The 25,165-nt window shown below is 60.7% G+C and carries 23 protein-coding genes; 2 read left to right on the top strand and 21 right to left on the bottom strand.

Annotated elements, in window-relative coordinates; genetic code table 11:
* Positions 1 to 68 precede the first annotated feature (68 nt).
* From serA to ACSQ26_RS02420, 5 genes are all read right to left on the bottom strand, one after another.
* A complete protein-coding gene (gene serA / locus ACSQ26_RS02440; RefSeq protein WP_436005938.1) occupies positions 69 to 1,664 on the bottom strand; it encodes a phosphoglycerate dehydrogenase in 1,596 nt (531 codons plus the stop codon).
* A gap of 70 nt (positions 1,665 to 1,734) precedes the next feature.
* Positions 1,735 to 2,913 carry a phosphoserine transaminase gene (locus tag ACSQ26_RS02435; RefSeq protein ID WP_436005936.1) on the bottom strand — a complete coding sequence of 393 codons (1,179 nt, stop codon included), beginning with the start codon at positions 2,911 to 2,913 and terminating at the stop codon, positions 1,735 to 1,737.
* 444 nt (positions 2,914 to 3,357) lie between these two features.
* A complete protein-coding gene (locus ACSQ26_RS02430) occupies positions 3,358 to 4,191 on the bottom strand; it encodes an outer membrane beta-barrel protein (protein WP_436005934.1) in 834 nt (277 codons plus the stop codon).
* Between the two features lie 138 nt (positions 4,192 to 4,329).
* Positions 4,330 to 4,689, bottom strand: coding sequence for a hypothetical protein (locus ACSQ26_RS02425; protein WP_436005932.1), 360 nt, complete (start codon positions 4,687 to 4,689; stop codon positions 4,330 to 4,332).
* A gap of 116 nt (positions 4,690 to 4,805) precedes the next feature.
* Positions 4,806 to 6,029 (bottom strand): flavin-containing monooxygenase, encoded by a 1,224-nt coding sequence (locus ACSQ26_RS02420; RefSeq protein ID WP_436005930.1) that lies wholly within the window; start codon positions 6,027 to 6,029, stop codon positions 4,806 to 4,808.
* 325 nt (positions 6,030 to 6,354) lie between these two features.
* Here ACSQ26_RS02420 and ACSQ26_RS02415 point away from each other — a divergent pair, with 325 nt between their 5' ends.
* Together ACSQ26_RS02415 and ACSQ26_RS02410 are read left to right on the top strand one after the other, a co-directional pair.
* Positions 6,355 to 6,954, top strand: coding sequence for a YdeI/OmpD-associated family protein (locus ACSQ26_RS02415; protein ID WP_436005928.1), 600 nt, complete (start codon positions 6,355 to 6,357; stop codon positions 6,952 to 6,954).
* 161 nt (positions 6,955 to 7,115) lie between these two features.
* Positions 7,116 to 7,649, top strand: coding sequence for a DUF992 domain-containing protein (locus ACSQ26_RS02410; RefSeq protein ID WP_436005926.1), 534 nt, complete (start codon positions 7,116 to 7,118; stop codon positions 7,647 to 7,649).
* Positions 7,650 to 7,725: 76 nt separating this feature from the next.
* Here the strand turns inward: ACSQ26_RS02410 and ACSQ26_RS02405 are convergent, their stop codons facing one another.
* The 16 genes from ACSQ26_RS02405 to ACSQ26_RS02330 all read right to left on the bottom strand — a co-directional run bounded on the left by ACSQ26_RS02405 (position 7,726) and on the right by ACSQ26_RS02330 (position 25,091).
* Positions 7,726 to 8,556, bottom strand: a complete 831-nt coding sequence (locus ACSQ26_RS02405) for an outer membrane protein (RefSeq protein WP_436005924.1) — start codon at positions 8,554 to 8,556, stop codon at positions 7,726 to 7,728.
* 220 nt (positions 8,557 to 8,776) lie between these two features.
* A complete protein-coding gene (locus ACSQ26_RS02400) occupies positions 8,777 to 10,432 on the bottom strand; it encodes a putative bifunctional diguanylate cyclase/phosphodiesterase (RefSeq protein ID WP_436005922.1) in 1,656 nt (551 codons plus the stop codon).
* A gap of 33 nt (positions 10,433 to 10,465) precedes the next feature.
* Positions 10,466 to 12,268: an ATP-binding protein gene (locus ACSQ26_RS02395; RefSeq protein WP_436005920.1), complete on the bottom strand. Its 1,803-nt coding sequence runs from the start codon at positions 12,266 to 12,268 to the stop codon at positions 10,466 to 10,468.
* Positions 12,269 to 12,390: 122 nt separating this feature from the next.
* The gene (gene glmM / locus ACSQ26_RS02390; RefSeq protein ID WP_436005918.1) at positions 12,391 to 13,743 is read right to left on the bottom strand and encodes a phosphoglucosamine mutase; all 1,353 of its coding nucleotides are present in this window, start codon (positions 13,741 to 13,743) and stop codon (positions 12,391 to 12,393) included.
* A 169-nt stretch (positions 13,744 to 13,912) separates the two neighbouring features.
* Complete coding sequence (gene ftsH, locus ACSQ26_RS02385; RefSeq protein WP_436005916.1) at positions 13,913 to 15,856, bottom strand: ATP-dependent zinc metalloprotease FtsH; 1,944 nt, start codon at positions 15,854 to 15,856, stop codon at positions 13,913 to 13,915.
* Positions 15,857 to 15,971: 115 nt separating this feature from the next.
* Complete coding sequence (tilS, locus tag ACSQ26_RS02380) at positions 15,972 to 17,285, bottom strand: tRNA lysidine(34) synthetase TilS (protein ID WP_436005914.1); 1,314 nt, start codon at positions 17,283 to 17,285, stop codon at positions 15,972 to 15,974.
* Positions 17,282 to 18,235, bottom strand: coding sequence for a tol-pal system protein YbgF (ybgF, locus tag ACSQ26_RS02375; RefSeq protein WP_436005912.1), 954 nt, complete (start codon positions 18,233 to 18,235; stop codon positions 17,282 to 17,284). Before ybgF ends, tilS begins: the two co-directional genes overlap by 4 nt.
* Before the next feature lie 151 nt (positions 18,236 to 18,386).
* Positions 18,387 to 18,872 carry a GNAT family N-acetyltransferase gene (locus ACSQ26_RS02370; RefSeq protein ID WP_436005910.1) on the bottom strand — a complete coding sequence of 162 codons (486 nt, stop codon included), beginning with the start codon at positions 18,870 to 18,872 and terminating at the stop codon, positions 18,387 to 18,389.
* Positions 18,873 to 18,987: 115 nt separating this feature from the next.
* On the bottom strand, positions 18,988 to 19,521 hold the full coding sequence (pal, locus tag ACSQ26_RS02365; protein ID WP_436005908.1) for a peptidoglycan-associated lipoprotein Pal: 534 nt from the start codon (positions 19,519 to 19,521) through the stop codon (positions 18,988 to 18,990).
* Positions 19,522 to 19,673: 152 nt separating this feature from the next.
* Positions 19,674 to 20,966: a Tol-Pal system beta propeller repeat protein TolB gene (gene tolB, locus ACSQ26_RS02360; protein WP_436005906.1), complete on the bottom strand. Its 1,293-nt coding sequence runs from the start codon at positions 20,964 to 20,966 to the stop codon at positions 19,674 to 19,676.
* An 86-nt stretch (positions 20,967 to 21,052) separates the two neighbouring features.
* Positions 21,053 to 22,171 carry a hypothetical protein gene (locus ACSQ26_RS02355; protein WP_436005904.1) on the bottom strand — a complete coding sequence of 373 codons (1,119 nt, stop codon included), beginning with the start codon at positions 22,169 to 22,171 and terminating at the stop codon, positions 21,053 to 21,055.
* A 10-nt stretch (positions 22,172 to 22,181) separates the two neighbouring features.
* Entirely contained in the window at positions 22,182 to 22,652 is a 471-nt protein-coding gene (gene tolR / locus ACSQ26_RS02350) for a protein TolR (protein ID WP_436005902.1), read from the bottom strand.
* A 12-nt stretch (positions 22,653 to 22,664) separates the two neighbouring features.
* Positions 22,665 to 23,384, bottom strand: a complete 720-nt coding sequence (tolQ, locus tag ACSQ26_RS02345; RefSeq protein ID WP_258158120.1) for a protein TolQ — start codon at positions 23,382 to 23,384, stop codon at positions 22,665 to 22,667.
* Between the two features lie 299 nt (positions 23,385 to 23,683).
* Positions 23,684 to 24,256: a dihydrofolate reductase family protein gene (locus tag ACSQ26_RS02340; RefSeq protein ID WP_436005900.1), complete on the bottom strand. Its 573-nt coding sequence runs from the start codon at positions 24,254 to 24,256 to the stop codon at positions 23,684 to 23,686.
* Complete coding sequence (locus tag ACSQ26_RS02335) at positions 24,253 to 24,747, bottom strand: SRPBCC domain-containing protein (RefSeq protein WP_436005898.1); 495 nt, start codon at positions 24,745 to 24,747, stop codon at positions 24,253 to 24,255. The genes ACSQ26_RS02340 and ACSQ26_RS02335 overlap by 4 nt, the downstream gene beginning before the upstream one ends.
* 2 nt (positions 24,748 to 24,749) lie before the next feature.
* On the bottom strand, positions 24,750 to 25,091 hold the full coding sequence (locus ACSQ26_RS02330) for an ArsR/SmtB family transcription factor (protein WP_436005896.1): 342 nt from the start codon (positions 25,089 to 25,091) through the stop codon (positions 24,750 to 24,752).
* Positions 25,092 to 25,165: the final 74 nt, after the last annotated feature.

Below are 25,165 nucleotides of genomic sequence, written 5' to 3'. Positions count from 1 at the left end.
GTGAGCGCCACCAGTTGGCCCCTCCCCCTTGTGGGGAGGGGTTCGGGGCGGGGTCTTCTCAGCCATCCTCAATCGACGTTGAACACCAGCGGCTTGGCCTGGCGGATGGCGTTGTGTGCGGTCAGCTTGTCGAGCACCTCCTGCTTCACCGGCTCATCGACATAGAGCAGCGCGATGGCATCGCCGCCCTGCTTGTCGCGGCCGAGCTGGAAGTTGGCGATGTTGACGCCGCCCTCGCCCAGCGTCATTCCCATGAAGCCGATCATCCCCGGCACGTCGGTGTTGGAGATGTAGATCATGTTGGCGCCGACATCGGCATCCATGTTGATGCCCTTGATCTGGATGAAGCGCGGCTTGCCATCCGAGAACACAGTGCCGGCGATCGAACGGGTCTGGTTCTCGGTGGTGACCGTGAGCTTCACATAGCCCTCGTAGACGCCCGACTTGTCGCGCTTGACCTCCGACAGCATGATGCCCTTTTCCTTGATCATCACGGGTGCAGAGACCATGTTGACGTCTGCGACCTGGCTGCGGATGAGGCCGGCCAGGAGCGCCGAGGTCAGCGCCTTGGTGTTCATCTCGGCGACGACGCCGTCATAGAGGATCTCGATCGCCTTGATCGGGCTCTCCGTGACCTGGCCGACAAAGGCGCCGAGGCAATCGGCGAGCTTGATATAGGGCTTGAGGATCGGCGCCTCTTCGGCGGTGATCGAGGGCATGTTGATGGCGTTGGAGACCGCCCCCTTGATCAGGTAATCCGACATCTGCTCGGCGACCTGTAGAGCAACATTCTCCTGTGCTTCCGTGGTCGAGGCGCCAAGATGAGGCGTGCAGACAACGTTGGGCAGGCCGAAGAGCGGGCTGGCTTCGGCGGGCTCGACCTCGAAGACGTCAAAACCGGCACCGGCGACCTTGCCCGACTTGATGGCTTCGGCGAGATCGGCCTCGACGACGAGACCGCCACGGGCGCAGTTGATGATGCGGACGCCGTCCTTCATCTTGGCCAGTGCCGCATGATCGATGATGTTGCGGGTCTTGTCGGTCAGCGGCACATGCAATGTGATGAAATCGGCCTTCTCGAACAGTTCGTCGAGCTCGACCTTCTGGATGCCCATCTCAAGTGCGCGCTCGTGGCTCAGGAACGGGTCGTAGCCGATGACATGCATCTTGAGCCCAATGGCACGCTGGCAGACGATGCCGCCGATATTGCCGCAGCCGATCACGCCGAGCGTCTTGCCGGTGATCTCGACGCCCATGAACTTGGACTTCTCCCACTTGCCGGCCTGGGTCGAGGCGTCGGCGGCGGGAAGCTGGCGGGCAACGGCGAACATCATCGCCACCGCATGTTCCGCCGTGGTGATCGAATTGCCGAACGGCGTGTTCATAACGATGATGCCGCGGCGCGAGGCGGCCGGGATATCGACATTGTCGACGCCGATGCCGGCACGGCCGATGACCTTGAGATTGGACGCGGCGGCGATCAGTTTTTCGGTCGCCTTGGTGGCGGAACGGATCGCAAGTCCGTCATAATTGCCGATGATCTCGGCGAGCTTGTCCTTGTCCTTGCCGAGCTTCGGCTGGAAATCGACGTCGACGCCGCGATCGCGAAAGATCTGGACGGCGGTTTCCGAGAGTTCGTCGGATACGAGTACGCGCGGTGCCATGATGGCCTCCTCAAAAAGGATATGAAATCTGGAATGACAGCCTTCTCCGATGGCCGGAGGAGGCAAGAAATCAGGCCGCCTTGGCGGAAAGCGTTGCCTTCTGCTTTTCGAAAGCGAAGGAGAGCCACGGCATCAGACGTTCGAGATCGGAGGTCTCGATGGTCGCGCCGCACCAGATGCGCAGGCCGGACGGCGCATCGCGATAGGCGCCGATATCGACCGCAACACCCTCCTTCTCGAGCGTGGCGACCACGCCCTTGGCGAAGGCGTCCTGCGCATCGGCATCGAGCGCCGTCACGGTGGGATCGACGATCTTCAGGCACACCGAAGTATTGGAACGTGTGGCCGGAACTTCGGCGAGATTGGCGAGCCAGGGGTTCTTGTCGCAGAAGTCGAAGATCACTTGGGCATTCGCATCGGCCCGCGCCATCAGAGCCTTGAGGCCGCCGAGCGACTTCGCCCAGTTGAGCGCATCGATATAATCCTCGACGCACAGCATCGAAGGCGTGTTGATCGTCTCGCCCTGGAAGATGCCCTCGATGAGCTTGCCTGATTTGGTCATGCGGAAGATCTTCGGCAGTGGCCAGGAAGGCTCATAGGATTCGAGGCGTTCGACGGCGCGTGGGCTGAGGATGAGAACGCCATGCGCGCCCTCCCCGCCCAGCACCTTCTGCCAGGAGAAGGTGACGACATCGAGCTTGGAAAAATCGAGGTTCTGCGCAAACGCCGCAGAGGTCGCATCGCAGATGGTCAGGCCTTTCCGGTCGGCGGGAATGAAGTCGCCATTCTCGACGCGGACACCCGACGTCGTGCCGTTCCAGGTGAAGACCACGTCACGGTCGAAATCAACCTTCGTGAAATCCACCAGCTTGCCGTAATCGGCGTTGAACTTGCGGACATCGGGAAGCTTGAGTTCCTTGACCACGTCGGACACCCAGCCGGCGCCGAAACTTTCCCAGGCCACCATGTCGACGCCCCGCGCGCCGAGCAGCGACCACAACGCCATTTCGACGGCGCCGGTATCCGAAGCGGGCACGATACCGATGCGATAATCGGCCGGCACGTCGAGAATCTCGCGCGTCAGGTCGATCGCCTGCTTGAGCTTGTTCTTGCCGAGTTTCGAGCGGTGGGAGCGGCCGAGCGCTGCATCCTTGAGCGCGTCGAGCGACCAGTTCGGACGCTTCGAGCAGGGGCCGGAAGAAAAATGCGTGTTAGCCGGACGCAGGTCCGGTGCGGCGAGTTCTACCATGATAAACTACCCTTCCAGGTATATGGCCTCTCGTTGGGGAGAGGTGTCCCGCCGTTGGGAATATGGGAAGGGCAATTCCAAGTCAAGCGCGTTATGGCGCAAACAGAAGATAAATTGACGCATCAAAAAGGCGGGGTCGTGTGCCCCGCCTTGCTGCATCAATTCTGTTGCCGGGTGGCTAATACCAAGGATCGATGATAGGATCCCATAGGATCGGCTCGATCTTCGTTTCCGGCCAGGAGAGGTTCGCAGCCACGATGCCTTCGCATCGTGCAAGAGCCTCGACGCCGCCGGAGACGAAGAGAAGCCGACCGGAGGTGGTTCATACAGGCCTTTCGGCGTTGTTGCGATCCTCGACCGATGCGAAGCATCGCTCTTCGAACCGCGCCTAGCCGAAAGGCCTGTATGAACCATCCTATGGGTTCCTATCATCGATCCTTGGTATTACCAGGTGGTCAGGCGCAGACCGGCGCGGAACTCGTGGCGGCCGATGCCGTCATCCTGGGCCTTGGGGTTCTTGGCGCCCTTCTTCTGCTCGTTCTCGCTGTAGTCCGTCATGTCACCGCCGGCGATATTGGCATAGCGGTAGCCCAGATCGAGCTTGGTGCGGGGAGCAATGTCATAGCTGACACCGGCCATCAGCGCATAGGTGAAACGCCAGCTTTCGATGCCGGACGTCTCCTGGTCCTCGTATTTGATCCCATTGTCGCAGTCCTTGCTGCCGGTGCAATATTTCGAGGTCGTCATGCCCTTCCAGTCGACACTGGCCACACCGGCGCCGGCGCCGACATAGGGCGTCAGCCCCCAGACCGTGCCGAGATCGACATAGGCGTTGGCGAGAAGACCGAGCGAGGCGAGGCTGTCAGTATGGCTGAAGCCGCATTTGGTGCTGGCCAATTGCCCGGCGGAACATGATGTGTTCCGAATCGACTTGCCGTCGAAATCGGTCTTGAAATAATCGAGCGTCAGGTCGGTACGGAAATAGTCGTTGAACTGGTAGCCGGCGCCGGTGCTGAGGTTGAAATTGCCGTCGAGCCGCGCCGAATCGAATGTCACATTGTCGTAGCTGTTGTCTTTGGAACTGTAGCTCTCCCAGCTCGGCTTGCCGGCATCGAGGGAGGCGTTGTAGCCGAGGTCGCCGCGGATATACCAGCCGCTAACGCCCGAGATCGTGCCAGTATATTCCGGCGCTTCGACCGGCGGCGGCAGGTCGAAGGCGAGTGCCGGTGTCGCGACGGCTAAAGCCAGAACGGCAAACAGGCTATGGCGGATTTTCATGGCATTTTCCTCGCGACGCGGCCGGCGCAAACCAGCCGGAATTCGATTTGGAAAAACTATGCCAAGGAGAGGTTAACCCTGAGTTAAGCATACCTGGAGAGGGTTCGTTTACCTCGTTTGTTAACCACAGTCCGCTCTTTAAGATTGTTTGTCACCCGGATCGGGGTCGGGTTCGCCGTTGCTATTTTCAAGGAATTTCACCGCGACGTAAGCGAGCAAACAAATCAATCCGATTCCGACATATTTGTTGATGAAGACCGCCGCGACAAAACAAGACGTAATGGCGGTACTGACGATCAATCCGAAGCGAAAGGAATGGGGTCGTCCCCGTCCGCCCCATCCGACAGTAAGCGTCATGACGATCCAGAAGATCAGGAGAAACGTCGGCATGCCCCATGCAGAATGCCAGAAAGGCCGAAAATACACGGCTACGACGGCACAGGCTGCAAAGGCCACGCCAATCGCACAGCCTAGGGCGAACTGAGCCAGTTTGGTCATCGGCGGACTCCATCGCGCGAATTTCCCTGCCACATTAAAGAATGGCGCTTGAGAAAATCAAAATACTAAAAGTAGAATACAACGGAATTGTCCCGGCATCATCGCTCGCGCAACCGTCAGGTGATCGGTGTCAGGCTTGCGCTGCGTTCGACCAGCGCCTCCACCAGCAGGGCCGCCTCCTTCGCGATCCCCGGAACGATGCCGGAATTCCGCGTCGACGCGAAATCGAGGCCGTAGAAATAGAGACCGGGCACAGTGGCGACGCCATCCACGTGGATTGGCTGGCCGTCGGCGTCGAGGGCGCCCGGGAGCTGGATCCAGGAGAAATCGCCGGTGAAGCCCGTGCACCAGATCACCGTTCCGAGGTCGCTTGCCCGCCAGTCGAGCGCACGGATCGGGGGATGGGGCAGGCGCGGCTCGACGGTCTCGCCGGGGTCGTCCTCGGCCGGCGGCGCATCGGGACCGGCGCGCTCGATATACTCATCGACCAAGCGCTTCGTGTTTGCGGAGACCTCGTCGCCAAATCTCAGATGCTCGTGGAGCTCGTCGCCGAAAATCAGGCAGCCGTCCTCCACGCCCCTGAAGCGGCCGAGCAGCACCACGCCTTGCGCGCTCAGTGATTGCAGGCTGATCGTATGCGTCGCGCCGATAAGCGCGCGGGTTGGCACCCTGCCGGCCAGGCGGATCACCTCGGCACGCGTGACGTCCATGAAGCCGGAAAGCGTCAGCCAGTGGAGCATATTGCCGCCGCGATAGTGCCGCACCCAGCGCCCGGTGCGGCTGGTCGCGAGATACACCTTGCGCCCGGCCAATACCAGATCCTCGGTAATCTGGGCGCCCGACTGCCCGCTGCCGACGACCAGGACCGCGCCGGGCGCAAGTGAATCGGCACTGCGGTATGCGGGACAATCGACCTGGGCAATCGTCGACGGCAGATCCGCCGACATGGGCGGCCGGACGGGTCGGTTCTGGTCGCCGGTGGCGATCACCACATTGCGCGCCAGCAGCACGTCATCCGATGTGGTGACCCGAAACATCCCTTGGTCCGCTACCAGTTCCGTCACGCGGGTCCGGGTGCTGACCGGCAGATGGTGCCGTTCCGCATAGTTTTCGAGATAGGAGACGAAATCCTGGCAGGTCATCGCACCCCAGGGGTCCGTGCCCTCATAGGTATCGCCCGGCAGCAGGGAACGGATGGTGGGCGAGTTCAGTAGAAACGAATCCCACCGCTGGGTCCGCCATGTCTCGGCGATGCGGCCTCCATCGAGCACTCGGTGCGCGAGGCCCTGCTGGCTCAGGAAATAGCTTACGCCGAGCCCCGCCGAGCCGGCGCCTATCACGATGACGTCGAGAATGTCGCCCATGCTGATCCCCAGAGCGATGGTCTGATGCATCCTACGCCTACGTTTCGGCCTCGGGCAAGACCAGCCTGGATGTAGAGCGACGCCATCCTGCCGCTACGCCCCGGCGCGATGGGCGCGACAATACGGATCTCGTCGCCATGCGCCGTTCCCCCTGAGTTGTGAACCCCCTGTTACGCAACGCGACTCGCTGGTAGTCTCTTGCACCCGAGCCCAGCTTGCCGCACCACTGGCGGCCATGGCTCGATCGCCGAAAAGTTGACGGGAAATTACCGATGGCGCTGAGAGACGAACGGACGTGCCCATGGCGCCTGTGAAAGTCGATCCTGAAAAGGTTCATGAATTCGTCGATGAGCAGAGCTTCTACAACTGGCTCGAACAGCACCATGACAGCGAGGACGAGGTGTGGATAAAGGTCCACAAGGTCGGCTCCGGGCTGAAATCGATCACGCCGAAGGAGGCGATCGACGCGGTGCTCTGCTGGGGCTGGATCGACGCCGTGCGCAAGGGTCTCGACGACAAGAGCTACCTGCAGCGCTACACACGGCGCACCCGAAAGAGCATCTGGAGCAAGATCAATGTCGAGAATGTCGCCCGGCTGATCAAGGCGGGCCGCATGACCGAACACGGATTGAAAGAAGTCGAGGCGGCCAAGGCGGATGGCCGCTGGGATCGCGCCTATGGCAGCGGCAAGGACATGAAAATCCCCGACGATCTTCAGGCCGCGATCGATGCCGAGCCGAAGGCGAAGGAGATGCTCGGCAAGTTGAGCGCGCAGAACCGCTTCGCGCTGGCCTTCCGCACCCATCACATGAAGACCGAGGCGGGGCGGAAGAAAAAGATCGAGACTCTGGTGGACATGCTCAAGCGTGGCGAGACGATCTATCCGCAAAACCGGAAATAGCATTCCGACGGAGAGACAGAGAATCCAGCGCCTTCGAAAAGTCCCAATGGAAAGTGAAGGATTGGCCTGTGTCGGCGGCATCTCGAGATGCGCGAGCCCGATCTTTGAGTGGCGTTCACCTCCGGGTGCGGCGGCCAACGGCAATTGAGAAGGACAGTTCAATGGACAAGACAATTATCACGGCCCTCGCCGCAACCGCGCTGGCAATCATGGGCGGTATAGTCGCCCGCGCCGCGGACACGCTCATCGTCGAGGAACCCCCGGTCGCGGTGGAACAGGACGTCGAAGGCGGCGTGAAGATCGGAACCCTCACCTGCGATATCGGCAATGGCGGTGGTTATGTCCTGGGTTCCGCCAAGGAACTCGATTGCGTCTTCCATTCGAGCTTCCGCGGCGATCCACCGGACCTATACACCGGCTCGGTCAAGAAGCTCGGCATCGATCTGGGCTATACCGCGCGGGGCAAGCTCGTCTGGGCGGTGTTCGCGCCCACGGCGGGATATCATCGCGGTTCGCTGGGCGGCGTCTATTACGGCGCGTCGGCGGAGGCCACGCTCGGCGCCGGCATCGGTGCCAACGTGCTGTTGGGCGGCACGAAGGGCTCGATCCAGTTGCAACCGATCAGCGTTGCGGGCCAGTTGGGCCTTAACGTCGCCGCGTCGAAGACGACCGTTACCCTCGTCTCCGTCAGGTAACCGGCCGACGTCGCCTTGACAAAAAAGAAGCCGCCCGTCACCAGGCGGTTTCTTATTTCAGGACCTGCATTCTGCCTTATTTGAAGACCGGCTGCTCGGCAGGAAGTTCAGCTGGCGGCATGTAGGCTACCGGGCACGCGTCGCCGAACTGGTAGCGGATACCGGAGCGGACTTCGTGGATGTCAAAGCCCTTATCGGAGCCTGGGCCGCCGTTAAACTTGCGGCCGAACATGCTGCCGCCGTCCACATGGCGGTAACGATAGCCGACATCGGCCTTCCATTGGCAATTGATGTCGATCGAGGTGCCGGCCATCAGGGCGTAGGTGAAGCGCCAGCTGTCCCTACCCTTGTGCGTCACCGTATCGTCGCAGCCGCTGCCATCGGTAGCGCAGGAAGTGTTCTTCAAATCACCCCAGTTGATGTAGGTGGTACCGAGGCCGGCGCCGACATAAGGCGTGAACACGCCCCAGCGGTAGATGTCGACATAAGCGTTCGCCATCAGGCTGAAGGCCTTGAACGAAGAGGCATCGGTCGAGGTGCACTTGACGTCGCATGCGCCGAAGTCAGACTGGCCGCCCTTCGTCGTTCCACGGAACTTGGTCGAGAACATATAGTCGAAAGTCTTGTCGACGCGGAAGTAGTCGTTGATCTGGTAACCGACACCAAAGCCAAGGTTCCCGGTATCGTCGAGGTCGACGTCGCTAAAATTCGCCATCTCGTTCCCGCGTTTGTATTCGACGCCATCCGAGTTCATGAAATCGTAGGAGATGTCCTTGCGAAGGTACCAGCCGCCGGTGGGCAGCGGTTCGACGGCTTCCGGAGCGGGTGCGGGTTCGACAAAGTCAGCCGCGTAGGCCGGTGCCGACAGCACCGCCAGGACGGATGCGAATGCCAGAATTCTCTTCATGATCAATACTCCACCTAACCGTGCCAGGCTGAAGAGCCGGCTCTTGAATTTCGGATCAGGTTGAATCATGAACGAGAATGGTTAAGGCACGCTTAAACTGGCCCATCATGGTGCAAAAATTGCTAACCGGCTTGGTTAAGGATGTAAAAATTCCGGCATTGCCTTAACCATACTTATGCGTTCGAACACAACTACAGCATCGTGAACTGGAGTTCTGGATTTACCGGCCTCGGCCGCCGAAGGCGCGATTCATCGCTGCAGGCCGGATCACGGTTTCCTGGCGAAGGCTTTCGTCGCGCTTGTCCTCGAGTTCCTCCAGCATGACCGGCCGGGAGAAATAGTAGCCCTGGACATAGCGAATGCTGGTGCAGGCCTTGAGATAGGCCAGTTCCTCGAACGTCTCCAGGCCCTCGACGATGACATCCATGCCGAGCGAGCGGCTGAGCGCTTCCACTGCTTTCAGGATATTCTGGCTGCGCGGCCTCTGGTGCAGGTTGGTGATGAACGAGCGGTCGATCTTCACTTCGTCGGCCGTGATATCGGCGAGCGCCGAGAGCGACGAATAGCCGACGCCGAAATCATCGATCGAGACGCGCGCACCGATCTCGCGGATCAGCGGCAGCACGCTCTCCTGGAAGGTGCTCTTCGACACGAAGGCCTCCTCGGTGATCTCGAGAATGAAACGCGTGGCGAATTCCGTTGCCGCGATGCGGTCGAGCAACGCGCGCATGAACTTTATATCGCCCGCCTGCTTGGCCGCCACATTGAGGCTGATCGACGCCGTCTCCCCGAATGCTTCGTTGATGCGGTCGATCGATCGGACCGTCTTGTCGAGCACGAGGTAGGTCAGGTCATCCATTAATCCAAGTTCGATGGCGAGCGCGATGAAATCGCCCGGCGGCTGGATCACACCATCCTCGTCGATCCAGCGCAGAAGCACCTCGACGCCGCATACATTGCCGGTCAGGATATCCATCTTGGGCTGGTAGGCGCAGCTCACACGGCGATCGCGGATCGCCAGCCTGAGGCGCTGCTCAAGCCGGCTCTTTTCGATCGCCGCGTGCTCGATCGTGGCATCGAAGAACTGGACGGAGCCGGTGCCGACCGCCTTGCCGCGATACATTGCCCTGTCGGCATTCGCCGTCAGCGCGTCGTAGCTCGCTCCGTCATCAGGGAAAACGCTGACGCCGATCGACGCCGACGACAGGATCTCGTTGCCCTCGATGTAGAATGGCAGCTTCAGGCGATTGGTGATCGTGCCGACCTCGTGGTTCACCTGATCGCGGTCGCCGACAGGCGAAAGCAGGAGAAGGAACTCGTCGCCGCTCAGCCGCGCCAGCATGTCGGACGGACGCAATCCGGACGCCACCCGCTCGGCGATCTGGACCAGCAGCGCATCGCCGACATTGTGGCCATAGAAATCGTTGACATGCTTGAAGCCGTCGACATCGATGAAGGCCAGCGCGAACGCCGCCGCACCCGGGCCGACGAGAGCATTGACGCTCTGCTCGATGACACGGCGGTTCGGCAGACCGGTCAGTTCGTCGAAATAGGCGCGCCTGATCAGCGCCTGCTCGCGGGTCATCTGCTCGGTTTCGTCGACCAGCAGCGACACCGTGTACGGCTTGCCGCCGAGGGTGAAATCGAAGCACCGGGTCTTGAGCACGCCGTCCGCTCCCTGACCGGCAACCGCGGCGGAAAGCCACGCAAAGCTCTCGTTGGCATAGGCGACCTCGCCCGCCGGGCCCGCGATCTGCATGCCGAAGGGCAGCACGTCGAGCATATGCCCGAGATCAGGCGCGGACGCGACAACGCCGACCGCATCCAGCTGCGGCCCGAGCGGATCGTCCATCCATTCCGTGTCGGGATTGCGCATACCGAACCCTCGATTGGCGATCGTCGCCTTCGACTAGAATTTGTTCCGTCGCGAAAGCAGGCCCTCGCCGGCAAGTGCTGCCTGCAACCCGCGCGTCAGGGCATTCTGCCCCCCCGCCGTGTCCGGCTGCACCGATGGCTCCTGCGGAATGGGAGCAATGGGTTCACCGGGAACGCCCGCCGGCGTGCTGGTCGCACGGCGCCAGCGGTCGATGGCTTTTTCCACATTGGCGGCGCGCTCGGCGTCTGTCAGATGCATGCCGTTGGTCAGCTGGTCGCTCGACGGGAGACGCTCGCGCGGCAGGCGCCGGAAGGAGAAGCGCATCGGCAGGGGCATTGCTTCGCCCACGCCCACGACTTCGCCGGTACCAAGCGAGGGCACCAGCAGGAGCAGGTTGCTCGCCGCATCGGCCACCGCCGAGCGCAGCAGGCTGTGATCCCGCTCGTTGGACATGCGCATCATGAAGAGGGTCGAGCATTGCGACACGATGGTCGGATCGAGTTCGGCCGGACGCTGGGTGACGAGGCCCAGATGCACGCCGTATTTGCGGCCTTCCTTTGCGATGCGCGACAGCGCGCGGCGCGCCGGTGCGAAACCGATCGAGTGATCGGCGGCGGCAAAGCGGTGCGCTTCCTCGCAGACGATCAGCAGCGGCGTGCCGCCATCGCTCCACAGGCCGAATTCGAAGGCCAGGCGCAACACAACGCAGACGACGGCATCGATCACCTCGCCCGGGAATTCCGCGAGCTTGAGCAGCGTGACACCGGTACGGTTGGTGTTGACCGCAAAGAGCTGGCCGAGCACCGAGGCCATCGTATCGCCGCCGACATTGGCGTTTTCGAACATGAAGGCATAGCGCGGATCGTTGCGGATCGTCTCGATGCGCGCCATCAGGCGATGATGCACCATACGCGTCGCGCGGTTTTCCAGCTTGCCCATGCGATCATCGATCAACGAAACCAGGTCCTGGATCATGTAGGGCGCGGGCGTATCGACGGTGAAGCCGCTCTGGCGCGGATGGCGCCGGGCGAGAAGCGACCGTTCAGCACCGCTCTTGATGCTGGAATAGCTGCTCTTGGCGAGAGGGATCAGTTCGGCCAGGATATCGAGTTCCTCGAGCACCGCCGGCTTGCCGCCGTAGATGGCATCGGTCAGTTCCTCGAAGTTGAACAGCCAGAAGGGAAGCTTGAGGCTGTCCGGATCGACCACGGTGGATCTGGCGCCGAAGCTGTTGGAATATTCGTTGTGCACATCGAGCAGCAGGACGCGGACATCCGGACGCGCGTTGACCAGTTCGTTCAGGATGACGGCGGTGCCCGAGGACTTGCCTACGCCGGTCGAGCCCAGTACCGCGAAATGCTTGGTGAACAGGCCTTCGGCATCGATATAGGCGGGAACGCCGCCATCTTCCTGCACTTCACCGATCTTCAGCGGCTGGCCGGAGAAGGAGGAATAGATCAGGTGGAGATTGTCCCGCCCGAGCAGTTCGACTTCGTCGCCGATTGCCGGATATTCGCGCACGCCGCGATCGAACTTGATCGACCCATCCGTTGCGAAGGTGATCTCGCCCATGAGATCGACCTGGGCCACTGCATGGCAATTTGCCATGCTCCCGGTGGAAGCTGCGGCCGAAATCTCGCTGATCATGCCGACCGAGGCGCCCTTGCCGTGCTTGAGCGCCACGAACTTGCCGACAGTGGCGCGCGGCATTTCCGCCGCCGAGCGCCGGATGAGACCGACATGGGCCTGCGATCCACGACAGGACAGAACACTACCAAGCAGGCTGCCCCGCAATGGGTTTCCAGACGACGACGGCCCGTTGTCTTCGAGGTTCATAAGTCTCTCCAGCGTAAAATCTGCTGGAGAGTAGGCCTGCGACTGCTAAAGAATTGCTACGATAGACGGGCGGCTTAAATCGCAGTTAACGCTTTATCTCGAAAGACCAGTCCCGGTTGCCCTCATGCTGCCGTCTTCACCTTGCCGATGAGATCGATCAGGCCATCGACGATCCGTTCGAGCTGGCCGGGATCGTCGCCTTCCGCCATGACGCGGATCAGGGGCTCGGTGCCCGAAGGCCGGATGACGAGACGACCGCGATTGGAAAGCTGGCTTTCGGCGTCGGCAATCGCGCTCTTGACCTGCTTGTCTTCCAACGGCTTGCCGCCCGAAAAGCGGACATTCTTCAGAAGCTGCGGCACCGGCTCGAAACGGTGGCAGACCTCGCTCACTGTCTTGCCCAGGCGCTTGACGGCAGCGAGCACCTGGAGTGCCGCGACGAGGCCATCGCCCGTAGTGCCGAAATCGGACAGCACGATATGGCCGGATTGCTCGCCACCGACATTGAAGTCGTGTCTCCGCATATGCTCGACCACGTAGCGGTCGCCGACCGATGTGCGCGCCAGCGTCATGCCACGCTCGATCATGAAGCGCTCCAACCCGAGATTCGACATGATGGTCGCAACGATGCCCTGCCCGCGCAGCGTGCCGTCATTGGCCCAGGTTTCGCCGATCAGCGCCATCAGCTGGTCGCCGTCTACGATATTGCCCTTCTCGTCGACGATGATCACCCGGTCGGCATCGCCATCGAGCGCGATGCCGATATCGGCGCGCACTTCGTGCACCTTGGCGATCAGCGATTCCGGATGCATAGAGCCGCAATTGAGATTGATGTTGGTGCCGTTCGGCTCGGTCCCGATCGCCACGACTTCGGCGCCGAGTTCCCAGAGTACGGCGGGGGCAACCTTGTAGGCGGCGCCATTGGCGCAATCGATGACGACCCTCAGACCGTGCAGTGTGACATCGCGCGGCAGCGTCCGCTTGGCGAATTCGATATAGCGGTCATGCACGCCGTCGATGCGCTTGGCGCGGCCGATGGCGTCGGACTTGGCGAGCTGCGCAGTTATATCCTGATCGACCATGGCTTCGATCTGGGACTCGATCTCGTCCGAAAGCTTGTAGCCATCCGGGCCAAAGAGCTTGATGCCGTTGTCCTGATAGGGATTGTGGGAGGCGGAGATCATCACGCCGATATCGCAACGGAGCGAACGCGTGAGCATGGCAACGGCCGGCGTCGGGATGGGGCCGAGCACGAAGGCATCGACACCGGCAGCGGTGAAGCCCGCGACGAGCGCGTTTTCCAGCATGTAGCCGGAGAGGCGCGTGTCCTTGCCGATCACCACGCGATGGCGATGGCCGCCGCGCCGGAAGATCGTGCCGGCCGCGATACCGACCCGCATGGCCAGATCCGGCGTCATCGGGAACTTGTTGGATTGGCCGCGAATGCCATCCGTGCCGAAGTAACGTCTTTTCATGTTTCCACCCGCTCGATCCCTGGGGCGCATTCGGCCCCGTTCTTGATCAATCTGAATGCCATATCCCACGAATTTTGCCACATCAAATTGGGCAAAGCGTCAACACATAGCGTTAACGTGAAAAAGGCCCGGGAAGAGCCCAGGCCTGATTTTCATGCATGTCGGCCGATTATTGAGGCTGAGGCTCGAAACCGCCTTCAGGCTCTTCCTTGCCATGCGAACCATCCTTCTTGTTGCCGGTGGTCGGCACCGACGAATGGCGATGGGAGGGCGTCGTGTCGTCGAAGGGATCGCGTGACGGAGGCTTGCCGTTCATCAGTTCACGCAATTCGTCACCGGTCAATGTCTCGAATTCGAGCAGAGCCTCGGCAACCGCGATGAACTGCTCCCGGTTCTCCGTAATGATATTCCGCGCGGACTGCTCACCCTGTTCAATCAGGCGGCGAACTTCCTCATCGATGATCTTGGCGGTCTCGTCCGATATGTTGGTGGACTGGCTGACGGAATGGCCAAGGAACACTTCCTGCTCGTTGGAACGGTAACGCACGCGGCCGAGCTTTTCGCTCATGCCCCATTCCATCACCATGGAGCGGGCAAGCGAGGTCGCCATCTGGATATCGCCGGATGCGCCAGTGGTCACCTTTTCCTGGCCGAAAGTCAGGATCTCCGCTTCACGGCCGCCGAACAGCATGGTCAGGCGCGAAACGGCCTTCTCATAGGTCCAGTTGTAGCGATCGCTTTCCGGCAGGGTCATGACCATGCCCAGCGCGCGACCGCGCGGGATGATCGTCGCCTTGTGGATCGGGTCTATCGTTCCTGCGAGCTTCAGCGCGATGATCGCATGACCGGCCTCATGATAGGCGGTGTTGCGCTTTTCTTCCTGGGTCATGGCCATCGACCGGCGCTCGGCGCCCATCATGACCTTGTCCTTTGCGTCCTCGAACTCGCTCTGGGTAACGACGCGCTTGTTGCGCCGTGCGGCAAGCAATGCAGCCTCGTTGACGAGGTTCATCAGATCGGCGCCGGAAAATCCGGGGGTGCCGCGGGCCAGCACCTTGAGATCGACATTCGGAGCCATGGGCACGTTGCGCACATGAACCTTGAGAATCTTCTCGCGGCCGATGACATCGGGATTCGGAACCGTGATCTGGCGATCGAAACGGCCGGGACGCAGAAGCGCCGGGTCGAGTACATCGGGCCGGTTGGTGGCGGCGATGATGATGATGCCTTCATTCTGCTCGAAACCGTCCATCTCGACCAGCAACTGGTTGAGCGTCTGTTCGCGCTCGTCATTGCCGCCGCCGAGACCGGCGCCGCGATGACGGCCGACTGCGTCGATTTCGTCGATGAAGATGATGCAGGGTGCGTTCTTCTTGGCCTGGTCGAACATGTCTCGAACACGGGACGCGCCCACGCCGACGAACATTTCGACAAAGTCGGAACCGGATATGGTGAAGAAGGGCACATTGGCCTCGCCGGCGACGGCACGCGCCGTCAGCGTCTTGCCGGTGCCCGGAGGACCGACGAGAAGCACGCCGCGCGGAATACGACCGCCGAGACGCTGGAACTTCTGCGGATCGCGAAGGAATTCCACGACTTCCTCGAGGTCCTGCTTGGCCTCGTCGATACCCGCGACATCGTCAAATGTGACACGGCCATGCGCTTCGGTCAGCAGCTTTGCCTTGGACTTGCCAAAGCCCATCGCGCCGCGCGAACCGCCCTGCATCTGCCGCATCAGGAAGAGCCAGACGCCGATGATCAGCAGGATCGGCAGGAGATTGATCAGGAAGCCGAACAGGCCCGAAGAAGAGTCGGCCTCGGGACGCACGGTCACCGTGACGTTCTTGCTTTGCAGCTTGTTCATTAGGCCGTCATCGACCTGCGGTGCATAGGTCTGGAACACGGAGTTCGTGTCGGCATAGACGCCGCGGGCGCGGTTGCCAGTAAACTCGACCTGCCGGACACGTCCGCCGTCAACTGCCTTGATGAAATCGGAATAGGGAATTTCGCTGGAATTGACGCGATCGCCCTGGCTTTGGAACATGCTGAAAAGCGCTACCAGCAAGACAGCGATGATGGCCCAAAGGGCGATATTTCTGAAATTGGGGTTCATTTCCCTCACCGGAACTATTGGGCTGCCGGATTAAACCGAGAAGCAGGCCTTTTCAAGGTGTAACATAGGCATGCATACCGGGCTTGCCAAGCCGAGATACGTGGAAAACGCGCCGTCAACCAAGAGATAGTGAAGGAAAGTGTTCCAAACCGGCCACAAAAGCAAGACTATTGGCAAGCTCCAACCTGCCCGACGGCAGGAAATGTTCGCACTGTGGAATGATGATACGAACGCGCATGGCTCCGGGATCACCCGAGATCAGCCGGGGAATCGTGATCCTCGCGCGATGATAGACACTTTTGGGCAAGCGGTCGGCCTGCGGCAAATCAATGATCGGATAGGCCTCCAGATCGCCCGCAGCGATCTGCGCAACGGCCTTGCCGCGATTGATGATGTGGAAGCGATTGTCCCAATAGGCCGCCTCGCCCGGCGCGATCGTCACACGCGGCAGACCCCTCGCCTCTCGACCGATGAAAAGCGACCGGCCACGCCTGTCCAGAATCACCCGCTCGGCGGCGAGCCGCATCCCTTCGCCGCGTGCCAGGAAATCGAAGACGCGCGTTGCCGTCTCCTTGCCCGCAAGGTGATCGCGCCCGCCGAAAAAGGCCACAAGCGAGAGCATGGCGAGACGATGCGTCGGATCGTCCGGCGAAAGACGCTCCAAGTCGACCTCCGCGACATGCCCCGGATGGAGCTGCACTGCTGCATGGATAAAGCGGGCTGCCTCGTCCGAGATCGCGGCAGAGTCGCCGCCGGAGTCTGGCTCCGGGGTCGCGGCCGCCGATCGCTGCCTGACCCGTACACGCTCGAAGGCCGGATTGTCGTTGCTGGGATCCTCGATCCAGCCGATGCCCTTGTGCCTCAGATAGCCCCGGATTTCATCGCGACGGACATCGAGGAAGGGCCGAACAACCCACACCGTCCGCTCCACCAGGACCGCGTCCGAAATGCCGCCTATGGCGTCGGGGCTGCGGGCGCGCCGCATGGCGAGCGTTTCCCTCTGGTCTTCCAGATTATGAGCCGTCACGACAAGATCGATCTGGTTACGGATGGCGTGTTCCGCCAACAGACGATAGCGCGCCGACCGGGCCGCAGCCTGGATGCCGGTCTTCGGCTTGTCGCCCACCCATGTCAGCACCGTATGCGGGATATCGAGCGCGCGGCAGAGCGCGCCGACCTTCAGCGCCTCTTCGGCTGAGCCCGGGCGCAGACCATGATCGACCGTCGCGGCCATGATCGCAAGGCCGGGGCAATCCGCACGCAACGCCGCAAGCGCGACCAACAGCCCGGTCGAATCGCCGCCGCCGGAATAGGCGACAAGCAGCCGGCATGGCCGCTTCAGTCGCTTGAGGAAATGGAATGCCGCCGCTTCAGGCTGGGTCCGGCTCGACGCGAGATGCGGAGCATGGCCCTGCGGCTCGGAGATCATCCGCAGGAAAGCCGCTTCTGTTCGCTGGCAACCTTGGTGACGATCGAGCGCGAGGCTTTCGGATAGGCCTTGGCGACCTCGCGCAGCGTCGCGCAGGCGGTATCCTTGCTGTCGAGCGCCGCCAGCGACATGGCGAGCTTCAGGAGCATTTCGGGTGCCTTTTCCGACTTGCCGTATGTCTTGTAGGCATTGAGGAAGGTCTTGGCGGATTCGTTGAACTTGCCCTGCGAATATTGTGCTTCGCCGAGCCAGAAATTCGCGTCGGCGATCTTCTTGCTGTCGGGGTGCGTGGCGATGAAATCGGCAAATCCCGATTCCGCCGAGGCATAATCGCCGGATAGAACCTGCTCGTAGGCCGACTGGTATTGATCGCCGTCGGAACTGTTGTCCTTGTTGAGTGAGGCAGTCTGGTCCACCGTGGTCGTGTCCACCGTGCTCGTGTCGGGCGGCGGCAGATCCTGGGTGGCTACCGCATTGGGATCGGCTTCCTCGGCGCCGAGCACATTACCGCCCTCATCCACCTTCAACTTGCCGAGATCGATCGGCGGCGTGCCGGTGTCGTCCAGCGTATTGCCGGAACTGTCCATCGGCTGGTCGAGCGCCGCCGTGTCGTCCTGCCGGGTCACTTCCGGCGTTTGATCGCCGGAAGTGTTTGCTGCTGTGTCCTTGTCGGCGGGCTGTTCGAGCGAGCTCTTCTTCTTGGCCTTGCCGCCTTCGAGCTCCTGGAAGCGGAACTCATTGTCTTCCTGGGCCTTGCGGAGCGTTTCCTGCATCTGCAGGATCTGGAAACTCATCTCCTCGACCCGGCCGTTCAACTGCCTGAGCTGTTCCTCCAGTTGCTGCACCCTGAGCTCGGCATCCACACCCTGTGCGGAAGCGGAGAGCGGGGCGATCGCAAAAAATGCCGTGGCCGCGATGGCGAGCATGCCGGCCAGAAGCTTCTTCCTCATATGTCCTCGATCCTAGTGTTTCGGTATTCCGCGCGAAGCAGCGCGAACAACTGGAGTTGTTTCAATTCCGGGACAAAAAAGCAACGGAGTCAGGCGGAAGTATGGACGGCGTCACAACAAAATGATGCCGGATCGGCTGATTTGACGCCGACTACACTTCGCGGTCCAGTATTTTGTGCATGCGGAAATTGATGAACGTCTCACCCTCCTTGGTCACCTGCTGCTGCGCATCAACGACAAATCCCCGCTTCTCGAAGAAAGGCCGTGCCGTGATGCTGGCCTCTGTGAAAATTCTGGAGAGGCCCTCCTGCCTGGCAGCGCCTTCGACGGTCGCCAGCAACATGGAGGCCACGCCGATGCCTTGATGTGCAGGATGCACGAACATCATATCGAGATGTCCATCGGCTTCGAGGTCGCTGAAGCCTATGATCTTCTCGTCCAGAACGGCAACCCAGGTAGGCCGAGTGAGCCGCCAGGGCTCCCATTCGTCGCGATCGACTTTCGACCATGCCGCCACCTGCGCCGGATCATAATCGCGGCAGGCGACCTCGCGGATCGCGCGCTGGAAGACCTCGATGACAGCGTCGAGATCGGTCGTCACATACCGCCGTCGGACAATCCGGTCTGTCGATCGCATCCGCTTCACTCCCTCATGGGAAACAAACTGCCATCAAATCCACAAAACGAAAACCGCCCGCAGCGATGCACTGCGGGCGGTTTCGTGTCCAATATTGCCGGTTGCCCGGACCTTATCAGCCGTTCGGGCCGCCCTTGAGGGCTGTCACCGCGCGGCGGTTCTGCGACCAGCAGGAAATGTCGTCGCAGACCGCGACCGGCTGTTCCTTGCCGTAGGAGATCGTCTTCATGCGGCCGCCATCGACGCCTTGCGCGACGAGATAGTCGCGGGTGGCTTCGGCACGGCGGGCGCCGAGCGCCAGATTGTATTCGCGGGTGCCGCGTTCGTCGGCATGGCCTTCGACCACGATGCGATAGCTCGAATACTGGTTCAGCCACTGTGCCTGCTTGCGCAGCGTCTGCTGGGCGTCGGCACGGATCGAGGTCGAATCCGTATCGAAGAAGATGCGATCACCGACATTGACGGTGAAGTCCTGCTGCGAGCCCGGCGTTGAGGCATTGTTGGTGTTCAGGCCGAGATCGTCGGCGCTGTTGAGCTTGTCTTTCTTGGCGCAGCTTGCAAGTGCGATGCCGCAGACAAGGGCGATGACGAAGGGATTGCGTGCGAGCGTCGCCATCTTGCCGGGTTTGTATGTTTCAGAATGGCTCATGGCCTGCTCCTAAGTCTTAATAATCACGGTTTCCAGACTCTAACCCGGTGAGGTTAACCTCGTTTCAACGATCGTGGTTAACAAACCGGAAATTGGCAGCTATTTCATAAAATTCTAATGAACAGCCGCCGGCATTCTCCTCATGAAAGCGCTCACTCAAGGAGCGGCGACCATGCCGGGTCGGATGCGAAAGCCGGGGTCGGCACGCGCAATTCGTTGTAGCCCGACAGGTCGATCGAAAAGAGCGTCGGACCACCAGCGCCGGCGCCCTGACGGAAGAACATCAGGACACGGCCATTCGGCGCCCAGGTCGGGCCTTCGTTATGGAAGCCCGTGGTGAGGATGCGCTCGCCGGAACCATCCGGACGCATGACACCGATCGAGAACTTGCCGCCAGACTGCTTGGTGAAGGCGATCAGATCACCCTTTGGCGACCAGACCGGTGTCGAATAGGCGCCGTCGCCGAACGAGATGCGGTTCTGGCCCGAGCCGTCGGCATTCATCACGTAAAGCTGCTGGCGGCCGCCACGATCGCTTTCGAATACGATCTTCTGGCCATCCGGCGAATAGGACGGGCCGGTATCGATCGCGGCCGTCGAGGTCAGGCGCGTCGTGGTGCGCGAGCGCAGGTCCATGGTGAAGATATTGGCATTGCCCTTTTCCTGCAGGCTCATGATCACCCGCGAGCCATCCGGCGAGAAGCGCGGCGAGAAGGTCATGCCGGGGAAATTGCCGACCACTTCGCGTTGTCCGGTCTCAAGCTGCAGCAGGTAGACCTTCGGCTGCTCGCCCTCGAAGGACATGTAGGTGACTTCCTGCTGGTTCGGCGAGAAACGCGGCGTCAGAACGATCGACTTGGACTTGGTCAGGATGCGCATATTGGCGCCGTCCTGGTCCATGATCGCAAGCTGGCGGACGCGGGCAGTCTTAGGTCCGGTTTCGGACACGAACACGATGCGGGTATCGAAATAGCCCTTCTCGCCGGTCAACTTCTCATAGACGGCGTCGGCGATGATATGCGCCACGCGGCGCCAGTTCTCCGGCCGCGTATAGAACTGCTGGCCGATCAGCTGGGTGCCGCCATAGACGTCCCACAGCCGGAATTCGGCGCGCAGGCGGCCATCGGCCTCCTTGGTCACGCGGCCCGAGACCATGGCCTGGGCACTGATCGTCTGCCAATCCTGGAAACGGGGCGCAGCATCCGGGTTGGTGATCTTCTGGATAAAGGCCTGCTTGCTGATGGGAGCGAAAAAGCCAGAGCGCTTTAGGTCCGCAGCGATCACGTCGCTGATCTGAACTCCAAGTTCATCGTTGGAAATCATGTCGGTGATGGCAATGGGCATGGGCTCGACCGTACCCTTGCGGATGTCGAGCTTGACCTCCGCCTGCGCTGGCATTGCACAGAGTGCGAGCAGCCCAGCGATAACGAGGAGAGCTTTGATCATCTGGTGTTTCATCATCCTATATAAGCCTTTCAGCCATGTATTATGGTTTGCGGCGCGGAAACCCTTTCCGCCGATTGCCGTTCACGTCACATCAATTCGCTCGGATAGAAGCTGAGCTCGACGACTTTCCAGGTCTCGTACTTTTCCTTGGGCAGTATATCGAAGGGTGCGGACTTCATGACCGCACGCTTGGCACCACCCTCAAGCGCGCTCAGCGATGAACCATCGCCGCCGGAACTTGTGATTTCGGGTTCGCCAATAACTTCGCCGTTCTCATCGAGTTCGAACCGAACCACGATTTTGACATCGCTCGAAGACACTTGGCCCGGCATCACGGTCCAGTTCTTTTCGATGAGACCCATCAGCGCGGCATTCTCATCTTGAGAAAGCTTTTCGCCGCCTGTCGCCTTCTTGGCGCCAAGCGATGCTTCCTGCTTGCTGCGCTTGGTGCCGCCGGCCTTGCTGTCGACCTTGCTCAATTCCTTGGCGATATCGTCGGTGTTGAAATCGGTTTCCTTGGTGGTCGTGGATTTGGCCGATTTGGTGTTCTTGTCGGACTTCTTGCGATCCGGCTGCTTTTCGGGCTTCGCCTCGGCGACCTTCACCTCTTTCGGCTCGACTTTCTTTTCCTCGACCTTCTTCGGCTCGACCTTTGGCCGCATCACGGGGACCGGGACATTGTCCGGGATCGGCTCCTCGACCGCTTGCTCGACGGGCTCCGTCTTGGCCTCTTCGACCGGCTTAACCTCCGGCTTGACTTCGACCTTGGGCTGCTCGATCGCAGCGACCTTTTCCTGTGTCGGCTCGATGGCGGTGTCTTCCCTCAGAATATCCTCGACATTCTCCGCCTGGGTAATCTTCTGATCGGGAATGACCTTCTCGGATGCCTTCTCCGCGCCGGCTTCCTGCACGTTGGACGGCTTCTCGGCTGGGGTCGGCACGGCCTTCAGGTCGAAATCATTGTCGCCGGTATTCTCGGCGTTTTCCTTGGTGTCTTCGCGCTTGGTCTTTGCAGAAGCGGATTTCTCCTTCTTCGGCGCTTCCTTGTCGCCTTCCTGAAGCTGTGCCACGTCCTCGAAGGGCACCAGATCAACCGGCAGCGATTCGGACATCGCCACCTCGAGAGGCGCGGGCGAGAACGAGAACAGCAGCCACGCTGCGAGCAGCGCGTGCAAACCGACAGATGTGATGAGGCTGCCCTTCATCGTCGTCCTGCTACTTCGGCGTTTCCGGCTGCGTCACAAGACCGATATTTTTGTAACCTGCGGCCTGGATGCGGCCCATGACACCCATGATCGCGCCATATTCGGTGCCGCCATCGCCGCGCACGAAGATGCGCTCTTCGGCGCCGGTCTTGGCGATCGCCTGGAGCTTCGGCACGACCTCATCGATCGCAATCGCAACTTCGGTTTCGTCGCCGAAGAAGATCTGGCCGTCCTTGTTGATCGAGATGGTGATCGGCTTGGTGTCCGAATTCATTTCCTTCGCCTGCGTTTCCGGCAGGTCGATCGGCACGCCCGTCGTCATCAGGGGCGCGGCGACCATGAAGATGATCAGCAGCACCAGCATGACGTCGACCATCGGCGTCACGTTGATTTCACTCATCGGCGCCTTGCGGCCACCACTGCCGCGGCGGCGGCCACGGCCGCCCGATCCACCTGTCTGCGCTCCAGCCGACATTGCCATAGGAAGCTCCCCTTACTGCGCCGCGGCGCGCGGCTGCAGCCGCTCGTCGATCTGGCGCGACAGGATGGCGGAGAATTCGTCCGCGAAGGCTTCCATGCGTGCCACCAGCTTGTTGGCGTCGCCCGAGAACTTGTTGTAGGCGATAACCGCCGGGATAGCGGCAACCAGGCCTATCGCGGTGGCGAGCAGCGCTTCTGCGATACCCGGTGCCACGACGGCTAGATTGGTGGATTTCGAAGCCGCGATGCCCTGGAACGAAGTCATGATACCGACGACAGTACCGAACAGACCGACGAAGGGCGCAGCCGAGCCGATGGTCGCAAGCGAAGAAAGCCGGGCTTCGAGCGTTTCGGTCTCACGCGACAGCGTGACATCCATGGCGCGATCGATGCGCATCTGTAGGCCGATCGGCGACCGGGCGCCGCGTTCGAAGCTCTTCTTCCATTCACGCATGGCGGACACGAATATCGTCGCCATCCCGGACGTCTGACGTTCGGACAGGGTACGATAAAGCTCTTCCAGCGATTGACCGGACCAGAAGACCTGCTCGAAGCTGTCGAACTGGCGGCGCGCCCTGTTGTAGTTGACCAGCTTGTCGACGACCATTGCCCAGGTCCAGACCGAAGCGCCAAGGAGGCCGATCATCACGAGCTTGACGACCCAGCTTGCCTGCATGAAGAGCGCCCACAAGCTTACATCTGCGTGTACGGCTGCCAGAGGTGCAGTTTCCATATGTTTTCAAATCCCCGAATCGAGACGCCCGGCCATGAGAGAATTCCCAGCCAGGCGGCCATTCACGTCCATCCATCGCTAATCGGCTGGTTCTGCAGCCTTTGGCATCGCCCTATCTGCATCCCAGCCTTCTTTACGCCAAATTTGGTCAAAGGAAGGCGTGCGATGCACAAATTTAACTGAAGTCAGTAAGACTCCATTATAGTTAAAAGAAGGTTATCAAAACCGGGGCAATGCCATGCGGCAATGGCGCGCAGGCCGCTGAAAGCAACCTGCGCGTCAGAGCGAATTGATTCTATTTATTTGCTCCGGCTTACCGGGCGCCAGATTTGCATGATCGCGCCAGACGCAAACAACCTCTGCTGCGCCAGCTTGAAATCGGTCTTGACCTGCGTGTCGGGGAAAAAGCGGAAACCGCTGCCGACAGCGACCGGGAAGACGAGCATCCTGACTTCGTCGATCAGGTCGTGCTTGAACAGCTGATGCACCACCGAATGGCTGCCCGGCACGAGGAGCGGCCCGCCATCGCCCTGTTTGAGCGCTGTCACTTCCTCCACTAAGTCACCCGCGATCACCTTGGAATTATTCCATTCGAGCGATTTCAGGGTGCGTGAGAAGACGTGCTTCGGCATCGCGTTGAGCCGCTGCGACAAGGGATCGGTGCCTTGTGCAAAGCCACCGCAGAACGATTCGTAGGTGACGCGGCCAAGGAGAAGCGCGCTTGCCTCACGCGCTTCATCGATCTTCAGCTGGAACTCATCATCGCCGATGAACGGAGCAGCCCAGCCGGTATGCTTGTGGCCGGGCTCGCCACCTGGTGCTTCCATGACGCCGTCGAGGGTGACGAGCGGGGCGACGACCAGCTTTCTCATTTTGATTCCCACGCCTTGAGGTCCTCGACCACATCGCCGAGCTGGTCGAAGCCCGACTGCATGCCTTCGGCCATGCCGAGGCCAAGATATTCGTCCTTCATGGCGATACTCTCGAAGACGGTTGTCACGGCGAGCGTCGTGCGGCCTTCGAACTCCTCGAAAAGCACGGTGACGTGAAACCTGCCGCTGCCGGGTGCTTCGAAGCCATTGTCATAGACGATCTTCCGGTTTGGCACGATTTCGAGATAGGTACCGCCGAAGGGCGGGCCGACCTCACCTTCGTCGCTGGTCATCTGGAAATGGAACTCACCACCCTCGCGGAAATCCATCTCGCATTTGCTGATCGGCCAACCCTTGGGGCCGAACCAGCGGCTGATATGTTCGGGCTTCGAATGGGCGAGGAACAGAAGCCGTGCCGGTGCATCGTAGACGCGTTCGATCGTAAATTGGCGATCGGCTACAGGCTCTGCGGTCTTGGCAAGGATATCCATGATCATTCTCCCTTTTCGATGAGTTCTTTGACGTAAGCATCGAGATGCTCCAGGCTTTCCTCCCAGCAGCGCTTGTAATTTCCGATCCACATGGAAGCCTCCTTCAGTGGAGTTGCATTAAGTCTCACCGGCCGGAACTGCGCCTCCCGCCCCCGCGAGACGAGGCCCGCACCTTCCAGCACCTTGATATGCTTGGTGATCGTCGGCTGGGCGAGCTTGAAGGGCTCGACCAGCTCATTGACCGTAGCCTCACCATCGGAGAGGCGAGCAAGGATTGCGCGCCGGGTCGGATCGGCGAGCGCCCCAAAGACGAGGTCGAGATGATGACTGTCAATCTGCTGCATTTTGCCTTCCGCGTCATATATATTGATATATAGCAATGTAGCTATATACAGGGTCCGACGTGGAGTCAATCGCA

Source organism: Rhizobium sp. LjRoot254, from assembly GCF_964254105.1.
Taxonomy (GTDB): Bacteria; Pseudomonadota; Alphaproteobacteria; order Rhizobiales; family Rhizobiaceae; genus Rhizobium_E.
This window is presented reverse-complemented; position numbering and strand designations above follow the sequence as displayed.